Here is a 24591-nt window from a genome sequence, read left to right as displayed (position 1 = left end):
ATGGAATATATTTTAACAATATTAATATTTTTCCCAGCATTTGCAGCATTAATAGGGTTTATTGTAAAAGAGAACTCAATTAAAGCTTATGGGATTATTGTAACTTCTATGCAGTTTGTTCTCTCTTTACTATTATGGATAAATTTTGATGTAAATGAAGCTCAAATGCAGTTTACTCATATAATTCCTATAATTAGTGCATATGGGATAAACTATCATGTTGGAGTTGATGGAATTTCACTATTTTTAGTGATCATGACAACTTTTATGACAATGATTTCTATTATAGGTCTTAGTGAAAAAAGAGATTTAAAAAATCTAATTATTACTATACTATTTTTAGAAATGACTATGGTTGGAGTTTTCCTTGCACTTGATGCAATTATTTTCTATGTTTTCTGGGAATTATCATTAGTACCTATGCTTTATATTATTGGAGCATGGGGAGGAAGTTTAAGAATCTATGCTTCTGTTAAATTCTTTTTATATACTTTCTTAGGTTCTTTAATTATGCTTGTGGGAATGCTTTATTTAGGGTATGTATATTATATAACAACAGGAACTTATAGTTTTAGTTTACAAGATTGGAATATGATGATTCTTCCTTTTGATATGCAGTTTTGGTTATTTATTGCATTCTTTTGTGGTTTTGCTGTTAAAGTTCCAATGTTTCCCTTTCATACTTGGCTTCCATATGCCCATGGACAAGCACCAACAATTGGTTCTGTAATACTTGCAGCAGTTCTACTTAAAATGGGAACTTATGGTTTTGTGAGATTCTCTTTACCACTATTTCCTGATGCAAGTGTTTATTTTACAATTCCTATGGCTATTTTAGCTCTTATTGCGATTATTTATACAGCAATGGTCGCTTATGCTCAAGAGGATATGAAACAAGTTATTGCATACTCTTCTGTATCTCATATGGGTGTGATTATTTTAGGTATTTTTGCACTAAATGTTGAAGGAATTGGTGGAGCAATTTTTCTTATGATTTCACATGGTATTGTATCTGGGGCTCTGTTTATGTTAGTTGGAGTGGTTTATGATAGAACACATACTAAGATGATAAAAGATTATGGAGGAATAGCTTCTATAATGCCAAAATATGCAACAATTTTTGCCATTATGCTTATGGCTTCAATTGGTTTACCTCTAACAATAGGTTTTGTAGGAGAGTTTTTATCACTCCTTGGTTTCTTTAAAGTAAGTGCTTCTTTAACTTTTATTGCAGGTCTTACTATTATTTTTGGGGCAATTTATATGTTAACAATGTATAAAAAAGTTTTCTTTGGTCCTATTAAAAATGAGAAAAACAAAGAGTTAAAAGATTTAAACAAAAGAGAGTTAAGTGCTCTTATTCCACTTGTTGCTTTAGTTCTAATCTTAGGTGTTTATCCAAAACCTATTTTAGGTCCAGTTGAGAAATCAGCAAATCATCTAGTTGAGATTATGAAAATTAAAGCTTTAGAAGATAATACAAGAGTTGAAATATTAAATAGAAACTCAATTGAAGGAGCTAAATAATGAATAGTATCCCACCAATTGCAATTGAGTTTGCAAGTTTAAACTTCCCAACAATTATTCCTATGATTGTAGCTATTGTTGGGGCATTAGTTATTTTAATTATTGATTTAGTAAATAAAAATCTTGATAAATCACTTTATGTGATGATTGCAGTTTTATTTTTACTTATAGATTTAGGAACACTAATAGGTTTTACTTCTGATGTAAGAGGTTTTTTTGACCTTTTATTAGTTGATGGAATTGCTATTTTATCTCAAATAATTATTGTAATAGCCTCTTTCCTTTTTGTTTTAACTGCAATGGGAAAACTAAGATTTCAAGAATATAGATACCCTGAATACTTTGCCCTATATCTATTTATGGTAGCAGGTTTTCAGTTTATGGTAAGTTCTGATTCACTTATTTTAATCCTTGTGGGACTTGAAACAGCTTCAATGGCTCTTTATACAATTATTGCAATGCATAATAGAGCAAATGCTTTAGAAGCAGCTATCAAATATTTTACAATGGGTGCTTTATCAACTGCTTTTTTTGCTTTTGGGTCTTTGATTTTTTATGCTTTAACTGGAACTGTAGAACTTGGAAAAGTATCTGAGGTTTTAGTTGCTTCTGAATATGAGAATTATCCTTTAGTTCTGTTAGGTGTAATTTTTATGTTAGGTGCTTTAGGTTTTAAACTATCTCTTGTACCTTATCATACTTGGGTAGCAGATGTATATGAAGGTTCAACTGCAGCACTTGCAGGATTTTTATCTATTGTTCCAAAGATGGCAGGTTTTGTAGTAGCACTGAGATTCTTTGAAATTTTTATAGCAAGTAATGACCCTTTTGTTGAGATTATTTTATACCTAACCGTTGTATTAACAATTACAATTCCAAATATTATTGCTCTTTTACAAAATGATATTAATAGAATGCTTGCTTACTCTTCTATTTCAAATGCAGGTTTTGCAATGACTGCTATTTTAATTGGAAGTACACAAGCAACACAAGCACTATTTTTATATTGGTTAATGTTCTTAATTACAAACCTTGGGGCATTTTCAATGCTATGGATAAATAGAAGTAAAGATTATAATACTTTCTCTTCTGACCATGAGATGGAAAAATATTCAGGATTAATAAAAAAAGAGCCATTTTCTGCACTTATGATGGGACTATTTTTATTCTCTCTTGCAGGGATTCCTCCTTTTGCACTATTTTGGGGAAAACTATATTTAATAGGGAGTGCTGTAAATGCAGGTTATATAATTTTAGCCTTAATTATGGTAATCAACTCAGCAATTGCAGGATATTATTACTTAAAACCTATAGTATTTATGTTTTTAAAAGATGCAAATAAAGAAGTTGAGGTTAAATTTTTATCAAATTCAACACCAACAATAAAAGGTCTTATTGGATTTTGTGCTGTATTGGTAATATTTTCGATTTTCTTAATAGAGCCATTATTAGAAATAATCTCTTATTATGTACAAATATCAGGATACTAGGAAAAATCCTAGTATCTAAATTTTCTAAAAAGAGTAAGTTACAGTAAGATTTATTTGGTCTTGGTCTGTCTCTTCTTCGTCATCACTATCTACATTTACATGAGTAAGTCCAAGATTTGCACTTAACTCTTTATTTATTTTATATCCTAACCATAAAGTAGTTTCATCTTGGTCATAAGATTCATCTGCTTTATCATATTGAGTATTTCCATAAAGTAGTGTTGCACTTAAATCTCCAAAAGCTTTACTAAGTCCTAAATAGTAAGTTCTTGCATCTTTTAAATAGATTTGGTCACCCTCTTCAAATGGGTTAATAATCTCTCCTGCAAGATGAGTAAAACCTTGGTCTTTATCAATTTGAATATACCCTAAATATGGTGTGAATCCAGCTATAGAAGTACTAAGCATTAAATCAATGATACTAGAATCTTCTTCATTAGAATCATCTGGTTTATTTACAGCATAGTGAGCTCTAAATGAAGTATCTGCATATTTTAAATTTACTCTTCCACCAATAATATCTCTATTATCAGGAGCAATAAAATCATAAATAGTAGCAGAGATATTTTCATTAAATTTTTGTGTCAAAGCTATTTTATAAACACCTTTATTTTCATTCATTTTAGTCATAGGTCTATAATCTCTTGAATAGATTCTACCGTGTCTTTGAGACCAAATAGCTTCAATAGAAGTATTATCAAAGTTTGCATCAACTTTTAAGGCGTCTTGAGTTTTATTCATCCAATCTGTAGAGATAAATTGTCTACCAGCTTTTACAGAAATTGCTTCATAATTATAGGCTAAGAAAAGCTCTTCTAAATCTACACTTCTTCTACTTCCATCTTTATACCAAAATCTTTCAGCAGCATCACCTTTACCTTGATAATGAAATTCATCTTCTCCACCTTCAAAGATTGTTTTATAGGCTCTAACTTTTGAAGTTAAACTTAGATTATTCCAAATTCCACTTTCATATTTTAGTGCAAAAGAACCAACTGAGTAATCTGTATCATTATAATAGTTACCCCATTTAGTTAACTCTTTATCCATTTTCCTTTGTTCATATGTAACTGCAAACTCTCCACTTATCTTTCCACTTGTTAATGCTTCTTGTAAAGATGAAGCACTTGAAATAGAAGGAATACCAATTGCTAAAATAGCAATAAGACTTAATTTTGTAGCTTTCATTTTCTTGCCTTTATATAATATTTTAAATAAAACTAAAACTTATAAAGTAGTTTTATTTTTTATGTTTGGGAAGTATAAATAAAAAATGTAGATAAAAAATCGAATAAGTAAATTTGTAAAAAAATAGATATAATTTGTAGGATTTGCTATTTGCAAATAGCTTTTATCTTTATATAATAATAGAGAAAATTTTTGAAAGGATAAATTATGACATATACATATCATAACCCTACAGTTATTGAGTTTGGAAAGAATAAAATAGAGTCAATCACAAATTATATTCCAAAAGATTCAAAGGTATTATTTGTTTTTGGTGGTGGTTCTATTAAGAAAAATGGTGTTTATGAACAAGTAATTAAAGCTTTAGAAGGATATGACTTTTTAGAGTTTAGTGGTGTTGAACCAAATCCTACTGTTGAGACTATGAATAAAGCAGTAAAGTTAGTAAAAGAAGAGAATATAGATTTTGTTTTAGCTGTTGGTGGAGGTTCAGTAGTTGATGGTTGTAAATATCTAGTTGCAGCAGCCTTATATGAGGGAGATGCTTGGGATTTCTTAGATGGAAGTGCCCAACCTAAAGAAGCTTTACCTTTAGGTGTTGTTTTAACTCTTCCTGCAACAGGTAGTGAATCAAATAGTGGAACAGTAGTTTCAAGAAAAGAGACAAATGAAAAGAGATACTTTTTTTCTCCTTTTATTTTTCCTAAGTTTGCAGTACTTGACCCAAGTGTAATGAGTTCATTAGATGATAGACAACTTGCAAATGGATTAGTTGATGCTTTTGTTCATACTTGTGAACAATATATCACTTGTCCAAATGACTCTTTATTACATGATGGATATAGTGAAACTATTTTAAAAGGTTTAGTTTCTCTTGCAAAAGATTGGGATAAAAGAGATACTTATAATTGGCAAGAAAATCTAATGCTTCTAGCAAATCAAGCTTTAAATGGATTTATTGGTTCGGGTGTAGCACAAGATTGGGCAACTCATATGATAGGACATGAATTAACTGCCTTTTATGGACTAGACCATGGAAGAAGTTTAGCTGTAGTTCAACCACAACTTTTAAGAGTAATGTTTGAGGATAAAAAAGAGAAACTACTTCAAATGGGACAAAAGGTATTTAATATAAATGATGCACAAGAGACTATTGAAAAAATTGAAGAGTTATACCATTCACTTGGCGTATCAACAAATTTAAATGATTATGGAATTGATAATAAAGTTGTATCAAATGTTACAAGTGCTTTAGAAAAACATGGAATGACTGCAATTGGTGAAAACCAAAATATTACACTTGATAAAGTAGAAGAGATTCTTAACTTAGCAGCAAAATAGACTTAAAGAGGTTTAGCCTCTTTAGGTAGAAAGCCAAAATAGTTTTTAAAATCCTTACTAAATTGTGAACTATTTTCATATCTCACCTCATAAGCACAATCATTTATTACATCATTATCTTATATAAGTCTATTCACTTCTTTTAAAATTATAGCCATATTGCTCTATTTTTAAAATGTCAAATTCTTTAAAAAGCTTGTTTGATTCTATAAATTTAGAAAAACATATATATTCGATTTTTTTTCGATTTTTTTTTCTTATACTTCTTTTATAAATTAAAAAAAGGATTGAAAATGAACAATTCAAGAAGAGACTTTTTAAAAGCAGGGGCAGTAGCTTCAGCTGCATTAGCAGGAAGTGGAACATTAAGTGGAGCTGTTGCAAAAGAGTTTGCAAGTAGAACTAAAAAAATTCCAAGTGCTTCTCACTTTGGAGCTTTTTATGCTCATGTAAGGGACAATAAAATTGTTGATATTACTTCACAATTAGATTCAGATGCAAATCCAACTGTTATGGTAAAAGCTTTAGCAGATAGAAATAGTTCAGACTCAAGGGTTAAATATCCAGTAGTTAGAAAAAGTTACCTTGAAGGAAAAGGAAGAGGTGATTTAAGAGGGAAAGAAGAGTTTGTAAGAGTTTCTTGGGATACAGCTATTGATTTAGTTGCAAAAGCAATTAAAAAAGCACAAGAAAAAGGTGGAAATGAAGCACTTTATAATGCTTCTTATGGTGGATGGGCACATCCAGGTGCTTTTAAACCAAATGCACTAGCTGGAAGATTTTTTAACCAAATAGGTGGAGCTGTTAGAACATCAGGTGAGTATTCAAATGGTGCAGCGGGACAAGTAAATCCATCTATTGTTGGAGATATGGAGGTTTACTCTATTCAAACTGCACATGAACAAATTATTGAGAATACAGAAGTAATGGTTTTATGGGGAGCAGATTTATATAAAACAAATAGAGCAGGGTATTCTGTACATAACCATAGATGTTTTGATGCTTATGAAGAGTATAAAAAAGCAGGGATTAAAGTAATCTCAATTGACCCAATCTATACAATGTCTGCACAAGAGTTCAAAGCTGAGTGGATTAAAATTAGACCAGGAAGTGATGTTGCTTTAATGTTAGGAATGATGAACTACTTATATAAAAGTGGTAAATATGATAAAAAATTTATTGAAACATATACTTATGGTTTTGATAAATTCTTACCATACCTTTTAGGTAAAGAAGATGGTATTGAAAAAACACCTGAATGGGCAGAGAACTTAACAGAAATCCCGGCAGAAACTATCAAACAGTTAGCTGATATTATGGTTTCAAAAAGAACATTTATAGCTGGAAACTGGGCGATGCAAAGAGCACACCATGGAGAGCAAGTTGACTGGTCTATTATTACTTTAGCTTCAATGCTTGGACAAATTGGACTTCCAGGTGGTGGTTTTGGTTTCTCTATGCATTATGAGGGTGGAGGAGATGCAAACTCTGGTAAAAATACTGTTGGTGGTATGAGTCAAGGTGGAGGAGATAAAGTAAAAATTGCTATTCCTGCTTCAAGAATGAGTGACTTAATTAATAAACCAGGTGAGACTGTAACTTACAAAGGTAAAGTTATCAAATATCCAAAAGTAGAGTTTATGTTAAGTGCAGGTGGTTCACCAATTGGTCACCAACCAGATGTAAATGAATTAATTGAAGCGATGAGAAAGCTTGATACAGTAGTTGTAGTAGAGCCTTGGTGGACACCAACAGCAAAAATGGCTGATATTGTTTTACCGGCAACAACAACTATGGAAAGAGATGATATTGCAGGGGCTATGTCTTATTCAGCAGATAGAATCTATGCAATGAAAAAGATTGTAGAGCCAAGATATGAATCAAAAGATGATTATGAAATCTTTACTTTACTTGCTGATAAATTTGGTAAAGGAAGAAGATTTTCAAGAGGTAGAACTGTAAAAGAGTGGTTAGAAAGATTATATAAAAGATCTTCTGCAAATAGAGAGATGGGAATTACTTTTGATAAATTCTGGGAGATGGGAGTTATTAAATATGATATTCCTGATAGTGCAAGAAAATTTGTTAGACATGAGGCTTTTAGAAAAGACCCTGTAAATAATGCACTTAAAACAGAGACTGGAAAAATTCAAATCTTCTCAGATAAGTTTGCTTCTTATGGATATGATGATTTTAAAGGTCATGTAATGTGGTTTGAACCAGCAGAGTGGTTAGGAAATAAAGAGTTAGTGAAAAAATATCCACTACATTTAGTCTCTCCTCACCCAACATATAGAATTCACTCACAGTTAGATAATACTTGGGTGCAAAATGTACATAAAGTACAAGGTAGAGAACCTATTAGAATCTCTCCAAATGATGCGAAAAAATTTGGAGTAAGAGATGGTGAGATTGTAGAAGTTTACAATGATAGAGGAAGTTTACTTGCTGGTGTTGTTGTGACAAATACAATTAGAGATGGTGTTGTAGCTATTGAAGAGGGTGCTTGGTACTCTCCTGAAGATGCCAATGCTGGCGATTCATTCTTTGGAGGAAATGACCAAAGAAAAGTAAGATGTAATTCTGGTCAAGTAAATGTTTTAACATCTTCAAGACCAACATCACAAATGGCACAAGCAACTACAGCAAATACTGTACTTGTAAGTATAAGAAAAGCAGGGACTGTAACTCCAAATGTAGCTTACAATCCACCAAAAATTATAGGAGCTTAAGATGAAAACAATTATAAGAAATACAATAGTACTATTAGCTTTACTTGGAAGTTTTTTCCAAGTAAATGCGGAGCAAAACTTTATCTATCAAGATTCAGTTTTAAAAGATGAAAATGGAAAAACAGCAAAAGTTTTTGTAGGTGTTCCCGTAACTATTATAGAAGAGATGGGAAAAGAAGTAAAGGTTTCAATTAAAGGTTTTATGTTTAATGATGAACTTTATTCTTCTAAAACAAAAGAGCTTTTAATGGCAAAACTAGATAAGGGATTTAAAGTTAATAAACTTAGTGCTAATGAATTTGAGTTAGTGGGTACATTAGCAAAAGAGTTAACTTCAAACGATCCAGTAGATGTTTGGGGAGAGCATGAAGAGTTCTATTTTGAAATGTGTACTCAATGTCATGCAGGACCAGAAGTAAATCATCACTCTATGATGGAGTGGGAGGCAATCTTTGGAACAATGAAAGGATTTGCAAAACTTGATGAGGAAGAGGCTTCATATCTACTTAGATATTTAAAAGCTAACTCTTCAGATGGCTTTATAAAAACAAAACACTAAGTTTTGTTATAATTAAAGAAAAAAGGAGTCTTCATGCAAAAGGAGTTTTTAGATAAGTTAAAAGGTTTAAAAATCCTTTATGCTGAAGATGAGGTAGGTATAAGAGAGAATATCGCTGATAGTTTAAGTTATTATGTAAAAGAGGTTTTTCAAGCTTCAAATGGGCAAGAGGCTTTAGAGCTTTATGAAAAAGAGAAACCAGATATTATCTTAAGCGATATTCATATGCCTATTTTAAATGGAATAGAGTTTGTAAAAAAAGTACGCCAAACAAATAGAACTATTCCAATAGTAATGATTACAGCCCATACAGATAAAAAATATTTACTTGAAGCTGTTGAACTTCATATGGAAAAATATATCATAAAACCAGTTGAGCTAGAGGCTTTATTTGAAGTTTTAGAAAAATGTGTTTCTCTTCTTGTTCTAAATAAAAAAGTTTTTCTAAAAGTGGATGAAGATTATAGTTATGATTATGATAAAAAAGAGCTACGATATAAAGATGAGGTTATTATTCTAAACAAAAAAGAGATGAACTTCTTTGAAGTTCTTATCTCTAACCAAAATCGAATAACTACATATGAAGAGCTTCAAGATAAAGTTTGGGGTGATGATATTATGACAGATAGTGCTTTACGCTCATTAGTTCGAAATCTAAGAAAAAAACTTCCTACGGATATAATCTTTAATCTATCAGGAACAGGATACCGTTTTGTTTAAAATTCTAATTTTAATATCTTTACTTTTCTCTTCATTATTCTCTTCTTCTCATCTTATCAAAAAATTAGAATTTAGAGAGGATAGGAGTTCATTAAATAAAGCCCAAAGATTAGACCCAAATTCTCATATAAATATTTTTCTTCCTTCAATCCCTTATTCATATATTGCAAAAGCTACAAATGCAGGACTTATTCGTTCATATGATAATGAAAAAGGTTGGGTTTATGACTTAGCAGAATCTCATAAAAGAGTAGATGATTATACTTATATTTTTACTCTAAGAGATAATCTAAGATTTCAAAATGGGGAAGCTTTTACTATTGATGATGTGATATACAATCTAAACTATTTTAGAAAATATCCTTTTTTGTATACAAATATTAACAAGATAGATTTTGAAGTTAAAAAACTTGATGAAAGAAGAGTTAAAATCATTTTAAAACAAAAATATGAGATGTTTTTAACTGACCTTGCAAGAGTATATTTTTATACAAAAGAGTATATCCAAAAGTATAAACCAGTAGGTGCTGAAACAGGGACTGCTAATAAAGTGCCTGGTGAGTTTGGAATGGGACCTTATATTATTAAAAGTGGTTATGCAATAGGAAGTGAACAAACAAATAAAATTGAGTTAGAAGCAAATCCTTACTATTGGAATAAAGAGTTTCCTAAAATAAAACGAATTACTGTTTATACGCAGTTGGATATAAATAAAGCAATAGATGATATTACTAAATATGAAGGAAAGTTAGATTTAATGCCTATTCCTTTTAATAAGAAATTTGAAGTAATTTTATCAAAATACTCAAAACTTATTATCTCTAAATCAACAGATAACTTTGTAATATTTTTTAATTTAATAAATGGGAACAAAAAGCTTCTTAATGAAGAGGTAAGAGTAGCTTTAAATCAAGCTCTTGACCAAGAGAGGCTTTTAAATTTTGTATATAAAAAAGAGGGACGAGTTTCTCCTTTTACTACTTCAATAAACTATAAAGTAGTTGAAGAAGTAGCAAAAGAGTATGAAATAAAAGAGAAAAAACTTACAGAAGAGAAGTTACATAGTTTATTAAATGGGCTGAAATTAAAAGTCTTTACTCAAGATAGATTTATGTTTTTATTTAAAGGAATAGAGTTTCAGTTAAAAAAATATGGAGTAAGTTTTGAATATGCTGTAACAAATAGTGAGAAAGATATTTATAAACAACTTCTAACAACAAGTTCAAATAAAAATACAAAAGAGTGGGACCTTTTAATTTGGGGAGATGATGACTGGTATTATCAAAATCCTTGGACTGTATTTTTTATTTATGAAATAGGAAGTGCCTGGTCAACTATTCCTAAAGATGACACAATGAAAGCTTATATAGAAAACTATTTTCTTACTAAAACAGGAACTTTGGAATATAAAGAACTTGTTAAAAATATTTTACATAGAGCAAGACAAAAGGCATATACTTTAAGAGTACCCTCTTTAAATAAAGTTATTGCAGTAAATAAAGAGCTAATATATAAGCCTTATGAAGGTGGAATAATTCCTTTATGGGAGATAGAATTAAGTAAAGACCACTGGTCGGTAAGAGGAAAAAAAGAGTATAAAAAAGAGCTTCAAGAAGCAGTTAAACCAGAAAGAATAAAGTAGCTATCATGAACTTAATAAAAAATATGAATATCAAATCAAAGTTAGGAATACTATTTAGTATTCTTTGTATTTCAATCGCAATTTTAGCCTATAAGGCTGTAAATATTAGTGAGGATAATATTGAAACTTTAAAAGTAGTCCATAGTAAGTCTCAAGCAATTTTATCTTTACAAAATAAAATTATTACTCCTTTATATAGTTTAAGACAACTAAATCAATCTTTAGTTATGGCTCCAAATAAAGAGATTAGAAAAGAGATTGAAAAAGATTTAAATAAGATTATAGAGAAGTTAGATATAGATTTTGAAAATGTAAAAGTTTATAGTCCTATGCTTTTTGAAATGTGGCAAAGTTATAAAGAGCATATTTTTCAAACAAAAAAATATTTAGAAGAGGAGTTTGAAGAGGGAGCTTATATAAATGTAACAACGGTAAGTAAAAAACAATTTGATATTTTGGTAGAGAGACTTTTCTTTTTACAAAAACAATCTTTAAATAATGCTACTGTAGCTTATAGTGAAGCAGTAAAAAAATCAAAAGAGATAAAACTAGAAGTCTTTATAAGTATTGCTTTAATTCTTTGTTTTGCAGTTGTGATTGGTTGGTTTGTATCAAATAATATTTTAACTTCAATTTATAAAGTTCAAAATGGTTTAAATGATTTCTTTAAATATTTAAATGACAAAACAACAAAAGTCTCTAAAATAGAGATAGATGGACGAGATGAATTTAGGCAAATGGCTGCAATTATTAATAAAAATGTGGCTTATATTAGAATAAATGTAGAACAAAATGAGGCTTTAATTAAAAATGCCACAAGAGTTCTAGAAAATATTGAGAGTGGAAATTTAGGGACAAGACTTACTCAAAATACAAATAATGTTTCATTAAATGAACTTAAAAATATGATTAATAATATGATTGGAAACTTAGAAGAGAAGATTCAAAAAGAGATTAATCAAAGATTACAACAAGAGCAAATACTTATTCAACAAAGTAAATTAGCCGCAATGGGAGAGATGATAGGAAATATTGCCCATCAATGGCGACAACCATTAGCACAGATTTCAGCAATACACATGAATATGAAAGTAACTTATGATTTTGAAAAGTTTACAAAAGAGTATTTAGATACAAAAATAAAAGAGGCTAATAAATTAACTTCTTATATGTCTCAAACAATAGATGACTTTCAAAACTTCTTTAAACCACAAGGAGAAAAGGAGTTGTTTTCTATAGAAAAAGCTTGTAGAGAAGCTTATTTTATTGTGGAGTCTTCTTTAAAATATCATGGAATAGATTTAAGTTTTGATGTAAAAGAAGATAGTGAGGTCTTAGGTTATAAAAATGAGTTTTCACAAGTTATTTTAAATTTGATTAGTAATGCAAAAGATATTATCTTAGAGAGGAAAACTAAAAATCCTCAAATAAATATAGAGATAAAAGCAGGAGAACATTATGCTCTTGTAAAAGTAGAAGATAATGCAGGGGGAGTAAAAGAGAATATTATAGATAAAATTTTTGACCCTTATTTTACTACAAGACATAAAACTCAAGGTACAGGAATAGGTCTTTATATGGCTAAAAATATTATTGAAAGAAATATGCATGGGTTTATAAATGTTAAAAATAGTGAACAAGGAGCAATCTTTATTGTAAAAGTATCAAAAAAAGCTTAGAGATTTTTTCTTAAAAGAGATGTTAAATGAAAAAGTAATCCATAACTTGATACAATCCCTTAGAAAATGAAAATAATTAAGGAAAAGTTTTGAAAGAAATAAGTGTTGCACACTCTCCTGATGCTGATGATATTTTTATGTATTATGCTATAAAGTTTGGTTGGGTTAGTCCTAAAGATGCGGTTTTTAAAAATATTGCAGCTGATATTGAAACCCTAAATCAAGCAACTTTAAAAGGCGAGTATGATATTTGTGCTATTTCATTTGCTCTTTATCCTTTTGTTAAAGATGATTATGCACTATTAAAAACTGCCGTATCTTTTGGTGAAGGTTACGGTCCAAAGTTGGTTAAGAAAAAGAATCAAAAATTAAAAAGAAATTTCAAAGTAGCTCTTAGTGGTGAGTTTACTACAAATGCACTTCTATTTAAAATAGCTTATCCAGAAGCAAGAATTACTTATATGAACTTCTTAGATATAGAGCAAGCAGTACTAGATGGAACTGTAGATGCTGGTGTTTTAATCCATGAATCAATTCTTACTTTTGATGAGAATCTAGAAGTTGAACGTGAGATGTGGGATATTTGGGAAGAGTTAAGTGGTGGTGGTTTACCATTACCTCTTGGTGGAATGTGTTTAAGACGTTCACTTCCTCTTCATAGTGCAATTGATTATGAAAATACTTTAATCAAAGCAGTTGATGTTGCAAATAAAAATAGAAATGTTTTAGCTCCTATGTTATTAGAAAAAGGTCTTATTCGAGTAGATGCTGATACTTTAGATAACTATTTAGACCTTTATGCAAATGATAATTCAGTACAATTAAGTGAACTTCAATATGAGGCTTTAGATAAACTATATGAGTTAGGGTATAAGCATGGTTTTTATACAAGCCTAATAAGAGCAAAAGATTTTTTAATTCCAAGTGAATATGAGGAATTAAGAGCTAATTAATGAACGAAGAAAAAGAAGAATACAAAAACTATTTTAAAGAAGTTGATTTCTCAAAATATTCCTCAATTCATATTGGACCTAAAGCAGAAGTTTTAGTAATAAATGAGATTGGCGAATATACTGATTATACTATCTTAGGAAGAGCAAATAATGTTCTTATTTCAAATACTCATCCAAACTTTGCAGTTTTGGGTGAGGCTTTTGATTATATAAAATTAGAAGATAACCTTTTATATGTAGGTTGTGCTACAAAATCTGGAAAATTACTTTCATATGCAAAAAAGAATGATTTAGCAAATTTAGAGTTTTTGGGAAAACTTCCTGGAAGTCTTGGTGGTTTAGTTAAAATGAATGCAGGACTTAAGCAGTGGGAGATTTTTAATTATATTCATTCTATAAAAACAAAAGATGGTTATATAAAAAAAGAGGATATTGAGTATTCATATAGAGAGACTAAAATTAATACAATAGTTTATGAAGTAGTATTTAATGTAGAGTATGGTTTCTCAAAAGAGCAAGCAGAACTTTTTAAACAAATGAGAGATAATCAACCACAAGTTCCTAGTGCAGGAAGTTGTTTTAAAAATCCTAAAGATGATTTTGCAGGAAGATTGATAGAAGAGGTGGGTTTAAAAGGTTTTAAAAAAGGTGAAATGGGCTTTAGTGAAAAGCACTCTAACTTTTTGGTTAATTATGGAAATGGTTCTTATGAAGATGCAATCTATTTAATTAACTTAGCAAAAAAAAGAATAAAAGATGAGTTTAATATAGAAATCCAAGAAGAAATAATTATCTATTAAGCTTAATAGAATTTTCATTTTTTTATGTTAGAATTCAAAGCTTAAATTTAGTGTAAGGTATGGTTTGGTGAAAAATTTAGTAATAGTAGAGTCTCCCGCAAAAGCAAAAACAATCTCAAAGTTTTTAGGAAAAGATTTCAAAGTAATGGCTTCAATGGGGCATGTTAGAGATCTTCCAAAGTCAAAGTTAGGATTTGATCCTGAGAATAATTTTGAACCAAAATATTTGGTTTCAGCAGATAAGAAAAAAGTTATTAGTGACTTAAAAAAAGAGATTACTAAAGATACAACAATCTACCTAGCAGCCGATGAAGATAGAGAGGGAGAAGCTATCGCATGGCATTTAATTCCTGCACTAAAAATTGAAAAAAACCCTTTAAAAAGAATTGTTTTTCACGAAATTACAAAAGATGCAATTTTAGAAGCTATCAATAATCCAAGAGAAGTAAATCAACATCTTGTAGATGCTCAACAAGCAAGAAGAATACTTGATAGAGCAGTTGGTTATGAACTTTCTCCACTACTTTGGAAAAAAGTAAGATATGGTCTTAGTGCAGGTAGAGTTCAATCTGTTGCAGTAAGAATTATAGTTGATAGAGAGAATGAAATAAGAGAGTTTATCCCTGAAGAGTATTGGAGAATTAAATCTAATTTTGTAAATCCAGAACTTGAAGCATTATTAGCAAAAGTTGATGGGAAAACAATTAAAGTAAGAAATGAGCAAGAAGCAAAAGAGATTGAAGCTTCAGCAAATGCTTCAAATTTTGTATTAGCTGATATTGAAGAGAAAGAGTCTCAACGAAATCCAGCAGCTCCTTTTACAACTTCAACCTTGCAACAAGAAGCAAGTAGAAAAATTGGACTTTCAGTTAAACAAACAATGGTTATTGCACAACAACTTTATGAAGGAAATGTTGGTAATATTCCAAATCACTCTGGAGGTTTAATTACTTATATGAGAACAGACTCATTAAACCTTTCAAAAGTTGCAACAAGTGCAGCAAAAGAGGTTATTGAAGCTGAATATGGAAAAGAATATGCGTTAGCAAAACCTAGAGTTTATAAATCTAAAGCAAAAGGAGCACAAGAGGCTCACGAAGCTATTAGACCTGTTAATATGGCATTAAAACCAAGTGATATTAAACCCTATGTTGAAAATGCACAATATAGACTTTATAGTCTTATTTGGAAAAGAACACTTGCAACTCAAATGGCAGCAGCAACTATTGCAAATACTACATATAAAATTATTGCAGGAAAAGATTCTGAATTAGAGTTTCAAGCAAAAGGACAAAGAATTGTATTTGCAGGATTTATGAAAGCATATACAGAAGGAAGTGATAATCCAGAAACTGCTTTAGATAGTACTGAAAAGATTCTTCCTACTATTAAAAAAGATACAGTTTTAGACTTAGAGACTTTAGATTTAGAGCAGAACTTTACTAAACCTCCAGCAAGATATACTGAGGCTTCTTTAGTTAAAAAATTAGAGAGTGAAGGAATAGGAAGACCATCTACTTATGCTCCAACTATTTCTACTATTCAACAAAGAGAGTATGTAGTAAAAACAGAAGATAAAAAACTAGCTCCAACTCCAACAGGAGAGATTGTAAATAGCTTTTTAGTTGACCATTTCCCAGGAATTGTTGATTTAGGTTTTACTGCACGAGTAGAAGAAGAGTTTGATGATATTGCAGAGGGTAAAATTGCATGGCAACAAGTTATGCATGAATTTTATGGTGGATTCAAAAAAACAATTGATGAAAAAGAGCAGAGTGTAAGTAAAGAGGACTATCTTCAAATTAGAGAAATAGGAATTGACCCTCAAAGTAAAAAACCAGTTAGTGCAAGAGTTGGAAGATATGGTCCATTTGTTCAAATTGGAACTAAAGATGATGAAGAAAAACCAAAATTTGTAGCTATTCCAGATCATTTAAATATGGATACTATTACACTTGATGAAGCACTATTTTTATTTACTCTTCCAAGAGTTGTAGGTCATACTCAAGAAGGAGATGAAATAAAGGCAAATATTGGTAGATTTGGACCTTACTTACAAGTTAAAACTAAATATTACTCTTTAAAAACAGATGACCCTTATACAATTGAAGAAGCAAGAGCAAAAGAGGTTATTAAAGAGCTTGATGAAGCAAAAGCAAAAGCATTAATTAAAGAGTTTCCTGAAGAAAAAATCCAAATTTTAACAGGACAATATGGTCCTTATATTAAAAAAGGAAGAAAAAACTTCAAAATTCCAAAAGGTGTAGAGGCTGAAGATTTAACTTTAGAGCAAACAGTAGAGATTATTGAAAAAGACCCAAAATCAAAAACTACTGCTAAAAAAACTACAGCAAAAAAGACAACTACAAGAAAAAAAGCTACAACAACTAAAAAGAGCACTACTAAAAAAACAACAAAATAGATGAAAATAGGAATCTTATCGGATAGTCACTATAAAAGTGACTATACCAAAGAAGTAATAGAGTTTTTAAAGCAAAAAGAGTGTGAATATTTAATTCATGCAGGAGACTTATGTATTGAAGAAAACTTGAAACTTTTGGAGCAATCAAAACTTAAATATATATCAGTTTTTGGGAATAATGATGCCTCTTTATTATCTTTTGCTAATAAATATAATATAAAACAAGAGCCATATCTTTTTAAGATAGAAGATATAAAATTCAAGTTAATGCATTTACCTTTTTATTTAAATGCAAATGATAGTGATATTATTATTTTTGGTCATACTCATATGTTTGAGACAGAATATAATAATGGAACACTATTTATAAACCCCGGTGAGGTTTGTGCTAGAGAGAAACCTTTAATAGAGTGTGTGATGTTAGAAATTAATGAAAATGAGTATATAATCAACTATTACTCTAAAGATATAAATAAAAACAGTTTTTTAGAAAAAGAGATAAAATATGAGCGAAAATAAAGAGATTTTTTTATGTGCTATTTGTAATATTGAAAGTGGTACATGTAATGAAGATTGTAAGTTTTGTACACAAAGTGTAAAGTATAAAGCTGATATTCAAAGATATAAGAAAAAAGCAATTGAACAAATTGTAGAAGAAGCAAAAAGAGCAAGAGCAAATAATGCAAATGGTTTTTGTCTTGTAACGGCAGGAAAAGGTCTAAATGACAAAAGATTAGAATTTGTTTGTGAAGCAGCAAGAGCAGTTAAAAAAGAGAACTTAGGTTTAATCTTAATTGCATGTAATGGTACAGCTTCTGTTGAGCAGCTACAAACACTAAAAGAAGCAGGTGTTGATGCATATAATCATAACCTTGAAACAGCAAGAGACTTTTATCCTGAGATTGTTACAACTCACACTTGGGATGAAAGATACCAAACATGTAAAAATGTAAAAGAGGTTGGATTAAGACTTGTATGTGGAGGAATTTTTGGTTTAGGAGAAACACAAGAGCAAAGAGTTTCAATGCTTGAGTCAATTGCTTCTTTAGAGCCTATGAATGTACCATTAAACTTCTTCCATCCAAATTCTGCTTTACCAATAGTTGAAAACTCTGTAACAAGAGAAGAGGCTTTTGAATTAATTTCTTTAGCTAGAAAGATGGTTCCAAATGCAATGAAAATTATGGTTGCAGGTGGAAGAGAACTAATGTTTGGAGAGGAGCAATATAAAATCTTTGAAAAGGGTGCTAATGCTTTTGTTATTGGAGATTATTTAACAACAGCAGGTAGAACTCCAGCTGAAGATATTGCTGAGCTTGAAAGACAAGGTATTAAAGTTATTAGAGAAAGAAACTAAAATTAGGGTAATTAATGAGTGAAGAAATTTTAATAATAATATCAATCTCCCTAATAATCTTTACTTCACCATTAATTTCGAAGATTTTAAAACTTCCAACTATTACAGTAGAGATTATTCTTGGTGCAGTTGCTGGATATTTTGCTCTTATTGCAGAACACTCTATTTTAGAGCTTGTTGCTGAGTTAGGATTTCTTTATTTGATGTTCCTTGCTGGACTTGAAGTTGATTTAAAGAAGATTATAAATACCTCTGCAACAATACTAAAAAAATCACTTATGTATAATGTGATTTTGTTTTCACTAGCTGCTGTTATTAGCTTCTATTTAGATATTGGATATATATTTATAGTAATCTTACCTCTTATTTCCATTGGTGTATTAGCTGCTTTAAAAAAAGAGTATGGCGATGTTGATTGGATTAAACTTTCAATTACAGTTGGTCTTATAGGTGAGATTGTATCTATCTTTGCACTTACAACAGTTGCTGCTGCATTAGAGTTTGGTATTAACTCAGAGTTTTATAAAACAATGATTCTATTTACAATCTTTTTAGTAGCAATGCTTGTTTTATATAAATTATTTCATAATCTTGTTTGGTGGTATCCTGAAATTAAAACTTATTTAATGCCAGAAAGAGACCATCAAGAACAAGATATTCGTGTATCAATGGCAATCTTTTTCTTAATGATTTCTGTAATGCTTTATTTACACTTAGAAGTAGCATTTGGAGCATTCATTGCAGGTACATTTATTACCACTTTCTTTGATGAGCATAATAAAGGTTTATCTCATAAATTAGAACACTTTGGATTTGGGTGGTTAGTTCCAATCTTCTTTATCTATATTGGTTCTTCATTTGATTTAACATCATTGACTGAAGATGGTTTAGTTAAAACTGCCTTTTTAATTGCAATAGCTATGATAATTATTAGATTTATTGCTTCATTGCTGTTTGTAAAAGAGATGGGATGGAATAAGTTTTATATGATAGGGCTTTCACACTCTATGCCATTAACACTTTTAATTGCAGTAGCAACGATTGCTTATCATAATCATTCTATTACACAGTTTTATTATTATGCTTTTATTCTATCAGCTATTATGGAAGTATTAATTGTAATGGTAGCAATTAGGGTTTTATCAAATTTTATTAAGCCAACAAAAAAAGTGGCTTAATAAAAAAGTAGTTTTTAGTTATCGTATAACTTTACGATAGTTACTTTATTGTCGTTATAAGATACTTCGTAGTTTTCTGGAAGTTGAGCTAATTCAATTACAATTCTAAAGTAGTTATCTTTTTTATGATTCCCTACTGCAATTTTTGGGAAGTTTGTTGATTCTAAATCTTCTCTTACTGTATAGAAATTTTTCTTAGCAGTATAATCTAAAATAATTTTCTTTTTACCTGGTAGTGTAAGTTTTTTAGAAACTTTGTAATCTGAGTAGATATCAATCTTATCATTATCATATTCAACTTTTACAAAAGGTAAAATCTCTTTTTCGTATGATACATCAAGTCTAGGTTTTACATATACAACTTGCTCAATCTCTTTAGGTTTCTCTTCAACAGCTTTTTTAACAATCTCTTTTGTTTTGTTTTCTGTCTCTTTCTTTGCCTTTTCTATTAACTTTTTAACTTTCTCTTCTGTTAATACAGGTTTTACTTCTTTTGGTTTCTCTTCAACAGCAGGATTATTCATCTTCTCATACACATCATTGATGTAAGATTGCTCCCTTTGATACTCAATTGCATAATCTTCATCCATCTCATTAAGTTCAACCATTCTTGCTGCTTCTTCTTCATAAGCAGCAGTTGGTTGAAAAGGATTTTCTCTAGCAAATAAAGCTACTTGTAAAAGTAGTAACAAGGTTAATAAAGTTTTCATTCTTCTGGCTCCAAATTTTTAAGTTCAAAATACTCTTTTTGTAAATGAGCATTGTCAAGCTGTAATCTTTTTATTTCGCTTTGAAGATACTCTTTTTTATTTTTTAAAGAGGTATAAACCTCTAAAGAGTTATCTCCAAAAAGAATATTTGCTACATGATAACTAAGAAGCATCGTTATAGCAATAGAACCTATTGCTATTAACGAAAATTTCTTTACTTCATGAAGGTTTTCTCTCATAAATTATTTAGAAAAAGGTTGCTTCCCTAAGTATTCAGCATAACCAATTTCTGCACCAATTTCTAATAATCTATTATATTTAGCGATTCTATCAGATCTAGCAGTAGAACCTGTTTTGATTTGACCACAATTTAACGCAACTGCAAAATCAGCAATAAATGCATCTTCTGATTCACCAGATCTATGAGACATTACACAATTATAGTTATTTCTTTGTGCTAATCTAATTGTTAACATAGTTTCTGAAACTGAACCAATTTGATTTGGCTTAATTAAAATAGCGTTACCAATTCCTTTTTGGATACCTTCAGCTAAAATATTTGCATTTGTAACGAATAAATCATCTCCAACTAATTGTACTTTATTTCCAATTCTGTCAGTTAAGATTTTCCATCCATCCCAATCATCTTCTGATAAACCATCTTCAATTGATACGATTGGATATTTGTTACATAACTCTTCATAATAAGAAACTAACTCTTCAGATGTTAATTCTCTATTTTCACCTTTAAGAACATATTTACCTTCTTCATTGATTAATTCAGAAGCTGCAACATCTAATGCGATTGCAATTTGTTCACCAGCTTTATATCCAGCTTTTTCAATAGCTTCCATAATAACTGTAATAGGTTCTTCATTTGATTTTAAGTTTGGTGCAAATCCACCCTCATCACCAACTGCAGTTGATTCACCCATAGTATCAATAACTTTTTTTAAGTGTTGGTAAATCTCTGCAACTGCTCTTAATCCTTCATTGAAATCATCAAATCCAACTGGCATAACCATATACTCTTGGAAATCAACAGAATTATTTGCATGTTCTCCACCATTAATGATGTTAAACATAGGAACAGGCATAACCATTGCATTTGCTCCACCTAAGTATCTGTATAAAGGAATATTTAAAGAAGCTGCTGCTGCTCTAGCAACTGCCATAGATACACCAAGTACTGCATTTGCACCTAGGTTTGAATAGTTGTGTGTACCATCAATATCTTTCATAGTAGCATCAACTTCTGCTTGATTATAAGGACTTAATCCAATTAACTCATTTGCAATAACTGTGTTTACATTTTCTACAGCTTTAAGAACACCTTTTCCTAAAAATCTATCATCACCATCTCTTAATTCTAAGGCTTCTCTTTTCCCTGTACTTGCTCCACTTGGAACAATAGCACTCTCTTTAGTACCATCACTTAATACAACTGTTGCTCTAACAGTTGGATTACCTCTTGAGTCTAAAACTTCATCTGCATAAACATTATCAATAAATACCATTTAGGTCTCCTAAATTTATTAAATCTAAATATTATACAAAAAATTTTATTTTGTGTTGCTTTGATAAATAATAATGATAAAAAAATATATTTTGAAGTAGGGGATATAGTCAGTTTAATTGAGAGAAAAGTACTTCAAAATAGCTTTGAAGTACTCTTGTTTTTATTCGTCATCTTCATCTAATTCAGGTTCACCTTGAATTAAAGTATCATTAACTCCCATAGCTGCAAGGATTTTATCTTCAATCTCTTTTGCAATTTCAGGATTGTCTTTTAAGAATACTTTTGAGTTCTCTTTTCCTTGACCAATTTTAGTATTGTCATAGCTAAACCAAGCACCTGCTTTATCTACAATATCAAGTTTTACACCATAATCAATAAGTTCTCCTGTTTTAGAGATACCTTCTCCAAACATAATATCAAATTCTGCTTGTTTAAATGGAGGTGCTACTTTATTTTTTACAACTTTAACTTTTACTCTATTTCCAATAGAGTTCTCTGCTTGTTTTAAAGTTGCAATTCTTCTAATATCAAGTCTTACAGAAGAGTAAAATTTAAGAGCATTTCCACCTGTTGTAGTCTCTGGGCTTCCATATCCTGTCATACCAATTTTCATTCTGATTTGGTTAATAAAAATTACTGTACAGTTCATTTTATTTAATAGACCAGTTATTTTTCTAAGTGCTTTAGACATAAGTCTAGCTTGAACACCAACTTGTTGGTCATCCATATCACCATCAATCTCTACTTTAGGAGTAAGTGCTGCAACAGAGTCAACTACTACAAGATTTACAGCTCCTGATCTAATAACTGTTTCTAAAATCTCTAAAGCTTGCTCTCCATAATCTGGTTGAGAAACAAGTAAGTTATCAATATCAACTCCTAGATTTTTTGCATAAATTGTATCAAGAGCATGTTCTGCATCAATAAAAGCACAAACTCCACCAGCTTTTTGACATTCTGCAATTGCATGTAAAGTTAGAGTTGTTTTACCAGATGATTCTGGTCCATAAATCTCAATTACTCTACCTTTTGGAAGTCCTCCTACACCTAAAGCTAAATCAAGTCCTAATGAACCAGTAGAAATAGCCTCAACAGGAACAACTTCTTTATCCCCTAGTCTAATAAGAGTCCCTTTCCCAAAAGTTTTATCAATTTGTTTAATCGCTAATTCAAGTGATTTTTTTTGATTTTCATCCATTTTTTTTCCTAAATTGTTGGTCTCTGTTTTAATTATGTTGGAATTTTAACACAATTTTTTTAAAGTTATAAATTTTATTGCAATTTGTAATATTACTAATCTTCTTTTTTATCTTCTTGAGTTATTTTTTCAATTGTCTCAATTGTTTTAATGTGAGAAGTAACTCTTTTTTTCATATTATATTTCTTAATATGCTTTGCTAAGATTTTGGTGTATTTTTTGTAGTTCCTACTTCCTTTTTCAAAGGTAGCAAGTTTCTTTTGTATTTTTAAAATATCATCTGGAATATTATTTGCCATTCTTCACCTATAAATATTATTATAATAAATTATTGCATATCTACTCTTAAAAATTAAAGATAAATAATAATTTAGGTATATTGTTAAAATGAATAAATTAAGTTTAATTGGCAGAACAAAAGAATTATTTATTGATGATATAGGTAATTATAATAATAAACTAATAACAATTGTTAAAAACTCATCTTTTCTTGTAATTGGTGGTGCTGGCTCAATTGGACAAGCCGTAACAAAAGAGATATTTAAACGAAATCCTAAAAAACTGCATGTTGTAGATATAAGTGAAAATAACATGGTAGAGCTAGTTCGAGATATAAGAAGTAGTTTTGGATATATTGATGGAGAGTTTGCCACTTTTGCACTTGATATAGGAAGTATTGAATATGATGCTTTTATAAAAAATGATGGGCAGTATGATTATGTATTAAATTTGTCGGCACTAAAGCATGTAAGAAGTGAAAAAGATCCCTTTACTCTTATGCGAATGTGTGAAACAAATATTTTTAATACGGATAAAACCCTTCAACAATCAATTGAAAATGGAACTAAAAAATATTTTTGTGTAAGTACAGATAAAGCTGCAAATCCAGTAAACATGATGGGTGCAAGTAAACGAATAATGGAAATGTTTGTAATGAGAAAATCAAAACAAATAGATGTTTCGATGGCAAGATTTGCAAATGTGGCTTTTAGTGATGGAAGTTTGCTTCATGGTTTTAATCAAAGAATAGAGAAAAATCAACCAATAGTTGCACCAAATGATATAAAAAGATATTTTGTAACTCCTCAAGAAAGTGGGGAACTTTGTCTTATGTCATGTATTTTTGGTGAAAATAGAGATATTTTCTTTCCAAAATTAAGTGAAAGCTTGCATTTAATAACTTTCTCTGAGATTGCAGTCAAATATTTAAATAATCTTGGGTATGAACCTTATCTTTGTAAAGACGAAGAAGAGGCTAGAAGCTTGGCAAAAACTCTACCTTCTCAAGGTAAATGGCCATGTCTTTTTACTCCTAGTGATACAACAGGAGAGAAAGATTTTGAAGAGTTTTTTACAGACAAAGAAGTTTTAGATATGAGTAAGTTTGATAACTTAGGAATTATTAAAAATGAAGCAATTTATGATGAAAAACTTTTAAATGAGTTTGAAAAAAATATAAATAAGTTCAAAGAAAATTTAAGTTGGACAAAAGAGGATATAGTTAAAGAGTTTTTTAAACTTATCCCAGATTTCGGGCATAAAGAGATTGGAAAATATTTAGATTCAAAGATGTAAA

21 protein-coding genes are annotated in these 24591 nt (G+C 30.0%); 15 read left to right on the top strand and 6 right to left on the bottom strand.

Features of this window, described 5'->3' with window-relative positions:
* Together ABIV_RS12805 and nuoN are read left to right on the top strand one after the other, a co-directional pair.
* Positions 1–1527, top strand: coding sequence for an NADH-quinone oxidoreductase subunit M (locus ABIV_RS12805; RefSeq protein ID WP_114840265.1), 1527 nt, complete (start codon positions 1–3; stop codon positions 1525–1527).
* On the top strand, positions 1527–3017 hold the full coding sequence (nuoN, locus tag ABIV_RS12800; RefSeq protein WP_114840264.1) for an NADH-quinone oxidoreductase subunit NuoN: 1491 nt from the start codon (positions 1527–1529) through the stop codon (positions 3015–3017). The genes ABIV_RS12805 and nuoN overlap by 1 nt, the downstream gene beginning before the upstream one ends.
* Before the next feature lie 24 nt (positions 3018–3041).
* On the opposite strand, the gene ABIV_RS12795 is transcribed toward nuoN, so the two are convergent.
* A complete protein-coding gene (locus ABIV_RS12795; RefSeq protein WP_114840263.1) occupies positions 3042–4205 on the bottom strand; it encodes an Opr family porin in 1164 nt (387 codons plus the stop codon).
* Between the two features lie 207 nt (positions 4206–4412).
* Here ABIV_RS12795 and ABIV_RS12790 point away from each other — a divergent pair, with 207 nt between their 5' ends.
* The 12 genes from ABIV_RS12790 to ABIV_RS12735 all read left to right on the top strand — a co-directional run bounded on the left by ABIV_RS12790 (position 4413) and on the right by ABIV_RS12735 (position 19588).
* Positions 4413–5546, top strand: coding sequence for an iron-containing alcohol dehydrogenase (locus ABIV_RS12790; RefSeq protein ID WP_114840262.1), 1134 nt, complete (start codon positions 4413–4415; stop codon positions 5544–5546).
* Between the two features lie 293 nt (positions 5547–5839).
* Complete coding sequence (locus ABIV_RS12785; RefSeq protein WP_114840261.1) at positions 5840–8278, top strand: molybdopterin-dependent oxidoreductase; 2439 nt, start codon at positions 5840–5842, stop codon at positions 8276–8278.
* A 1-nt stretch (position 8279) separates the two neighbouring features.
* Entirely contained in the window at positions 8280–8837 is a 558-nt protein-coding gene (locus ABIV_RS12780) for a hypothetical protein (protein WP_114840260.1), read from the top strand.
* Between the two features lie 33 nt (positions 8838–8870).
* A complete protein-coding gene (locus tag ABIV_RS12775) occupies positions 8871–9557 on the top strand; it encodes a response regulator transcription factor (protein ID WP_114840259.1) in 687 nt (228 codons plus the stop codon).
* Complete coding sequence (locus ABIV_RS12770; protein WP_162918022.1) at positions 9550–11199, top strand: ABC transporter substrate-binding protein; 1650 nt, start codon at positions 9550–9552, stop codon at positions 11197–11199. Before ABIV_RS12775 ends, ABIV_RS12770 begins: the two co-directional genes overlap by 8 nt.
* Before the next feature lie 5 nt (positions 11200–11204).
* Positions 11205–12878 (top strand): sensor histidine kinase, encoded by a 1674-nt coding sequence (locus ABIV_RS12765; protein WP_114840257.1) that lies wholly within the window; start codon positions 11205–11207, stop codon positions 12876–12878.
* An 89-nt stretch (positions 12879–12967) separates the two neighbouring features.
* Entirely contained in the window at positions 12968–13831 is an 864-nt protein-coding gene (locus ABIV_RS12760) for a menaquinone biosynthesis family protein (protein WP_114840256.1), read from the top strand.
* Positions 13831–14631, top strand: coding sequence for a UDP-N-acetylmuramate dehydrogenase (locus ABIV_RS12755; RefSeq protein WP_114840255.1), 801 nt, complete (start codon positions 13831–13833; stop codon positions 14629–14631). Before ABIV_RS12760 ends, ABIV_RS12755 begins: the two co-directional genes overlap by 1 nt.
* 67 nt (positions 14632–14698) lie before the next feature.
* Positions 14699–17053, top strand: a complete 2355-nt coding sequence (gene topA / locus ABIV_RS12750; protein WP_114840254.1) for a type I DNA topoisomerase — start codon at positions 14699–14701, stop codon at positions 17051–17053.
* Positions 17054–17572, top strand: a complete 519-nt coding sequence (locus tag ABIV_RS12745) for a metallophosphoesterase family protein (protein ID WP_114840253.1) — start codon at positions 17054–17056, stop codon at positions 17570–17572.
* Positions 17559–18410, top strand: a complete 852-nt coding sequence (locus ABIV_RS12740; RefSeq protein ID WP_114840252.1) for a biotin synthase — start codon at positions 17559–17561, stop codon at positions 18408–18410. The genes ABIV_RS12745 and ABIV_RS12740 overlap by 14 nt, the downstream gene beginning before the upstream one ends.
* A gap of 14 nt (positions 18411–18424) precedes the next feature.
* On the top strand, positions 18425–19588 hold the full coding sequence (locus ABIV_RS12735; protein WP_114840251.1) for a cation:proton antiporter: 1164 nt from the start codon (positions 18425–18427) through the stop codon (positions 19586–19588).
* Between the two features lie 14 nt (positions 19589–19602).
* Here the strand turns inward: ABIV_RS12735 and ABIV_RS12730 are convergent, their stop codons facing one another.
* The 5 genes from ABIV_RS12730 to ABIV_RS12710 form a co-directional block, all read right to left on the bottom strand.
* The gene (locus tag ABIV_RS12730) at positions 19603–20298 is read right to left on the bottom strand and encodes an AMIN domain-containing protein (protein ID WP_114840250.1); all 696 of its coding nucleotides are present in this window, start codon (positions 20296–20298) and stop codon (positions 19603–19605) included.
* Complete coding sequence (locus ABIV_RS12725) at positions 20295–20537, bottom strand: septum formation initiator (protein WP_114840249.1); 243 nt, start codon at positions 20535–20537, stop codon at positions 20295–20297. Before ABIV_RS12725 ends, ABIV_RS12730 begins: the two co-directional genes overlap by 4 nt.
* A gap of 3 nt (positions 20538–20540) precedes the next feature.
* Entirely contained in the window at positions 20541–21815 is a 1275-nt protein-coding gene (gene eno, locus ABIV_RS12720) for a phosphopyruvate hydratase (RefSeq protein WP_114840248.1), read from the bottom strand.
* A gap of 162 nt (positions 21816–21977) precedes the next feature.
* Positions 21978–23015 carry a recombinase RecA gene (gene recA, locus ABIV_RS12715; RefSeq protein ID WP_114840247.1) on the bottom strand — a complete coding sequence of 346 codons (1038 nt, stop codon included), beginning with the start codon at positions 23013–23015 and terminating at the stop codon, positions 21978–21980.
* A gap of 95 nt (positions 23016–23110) precedes the next feature.
* A complete protein-coding gene (locus tag ABIV_RS12710) occupies positions 23111–23314 on the bottom strand; it encodes a hypothetical protein (RefSeq protein ID WP_114840246.1) in 204 nt (67 codons plus the stop codon).
* 88 nt (positions 23315–23402) lie between these two features.
* On the opposite strand from ABIV_RS12710, the gene ABIV_RS12705 reads away from it, so the two are divergent.
* A complete protein-coding gene (locus ABIV_RS12705) occupies positions 23403–24590 on the top strand; it encodes a UDP-N-acetylglucosamine 4,6-dehydratase (protein ID WP_114840245.1) in 1188 nt (395 codons plus the stop codon).
* Position 24591: the final 1 nt, after the last annotated feature.

The sequence above is a fragment of the Halarcobacter bivalviorum genome, assembly GCF_003346815.1.
Classification (GTDB): domain Bacteria; phylum Campylobacterota; class Campylobacteria; order Campylobacterales; family Arcobacteraceae; genus Halarcobacter; species Halarcobacter bivalviorum.
Note: the sequence above shows the minus strand (reverse complement) of the source record. Positions and strands in the feature narration are given on the sequence as shown.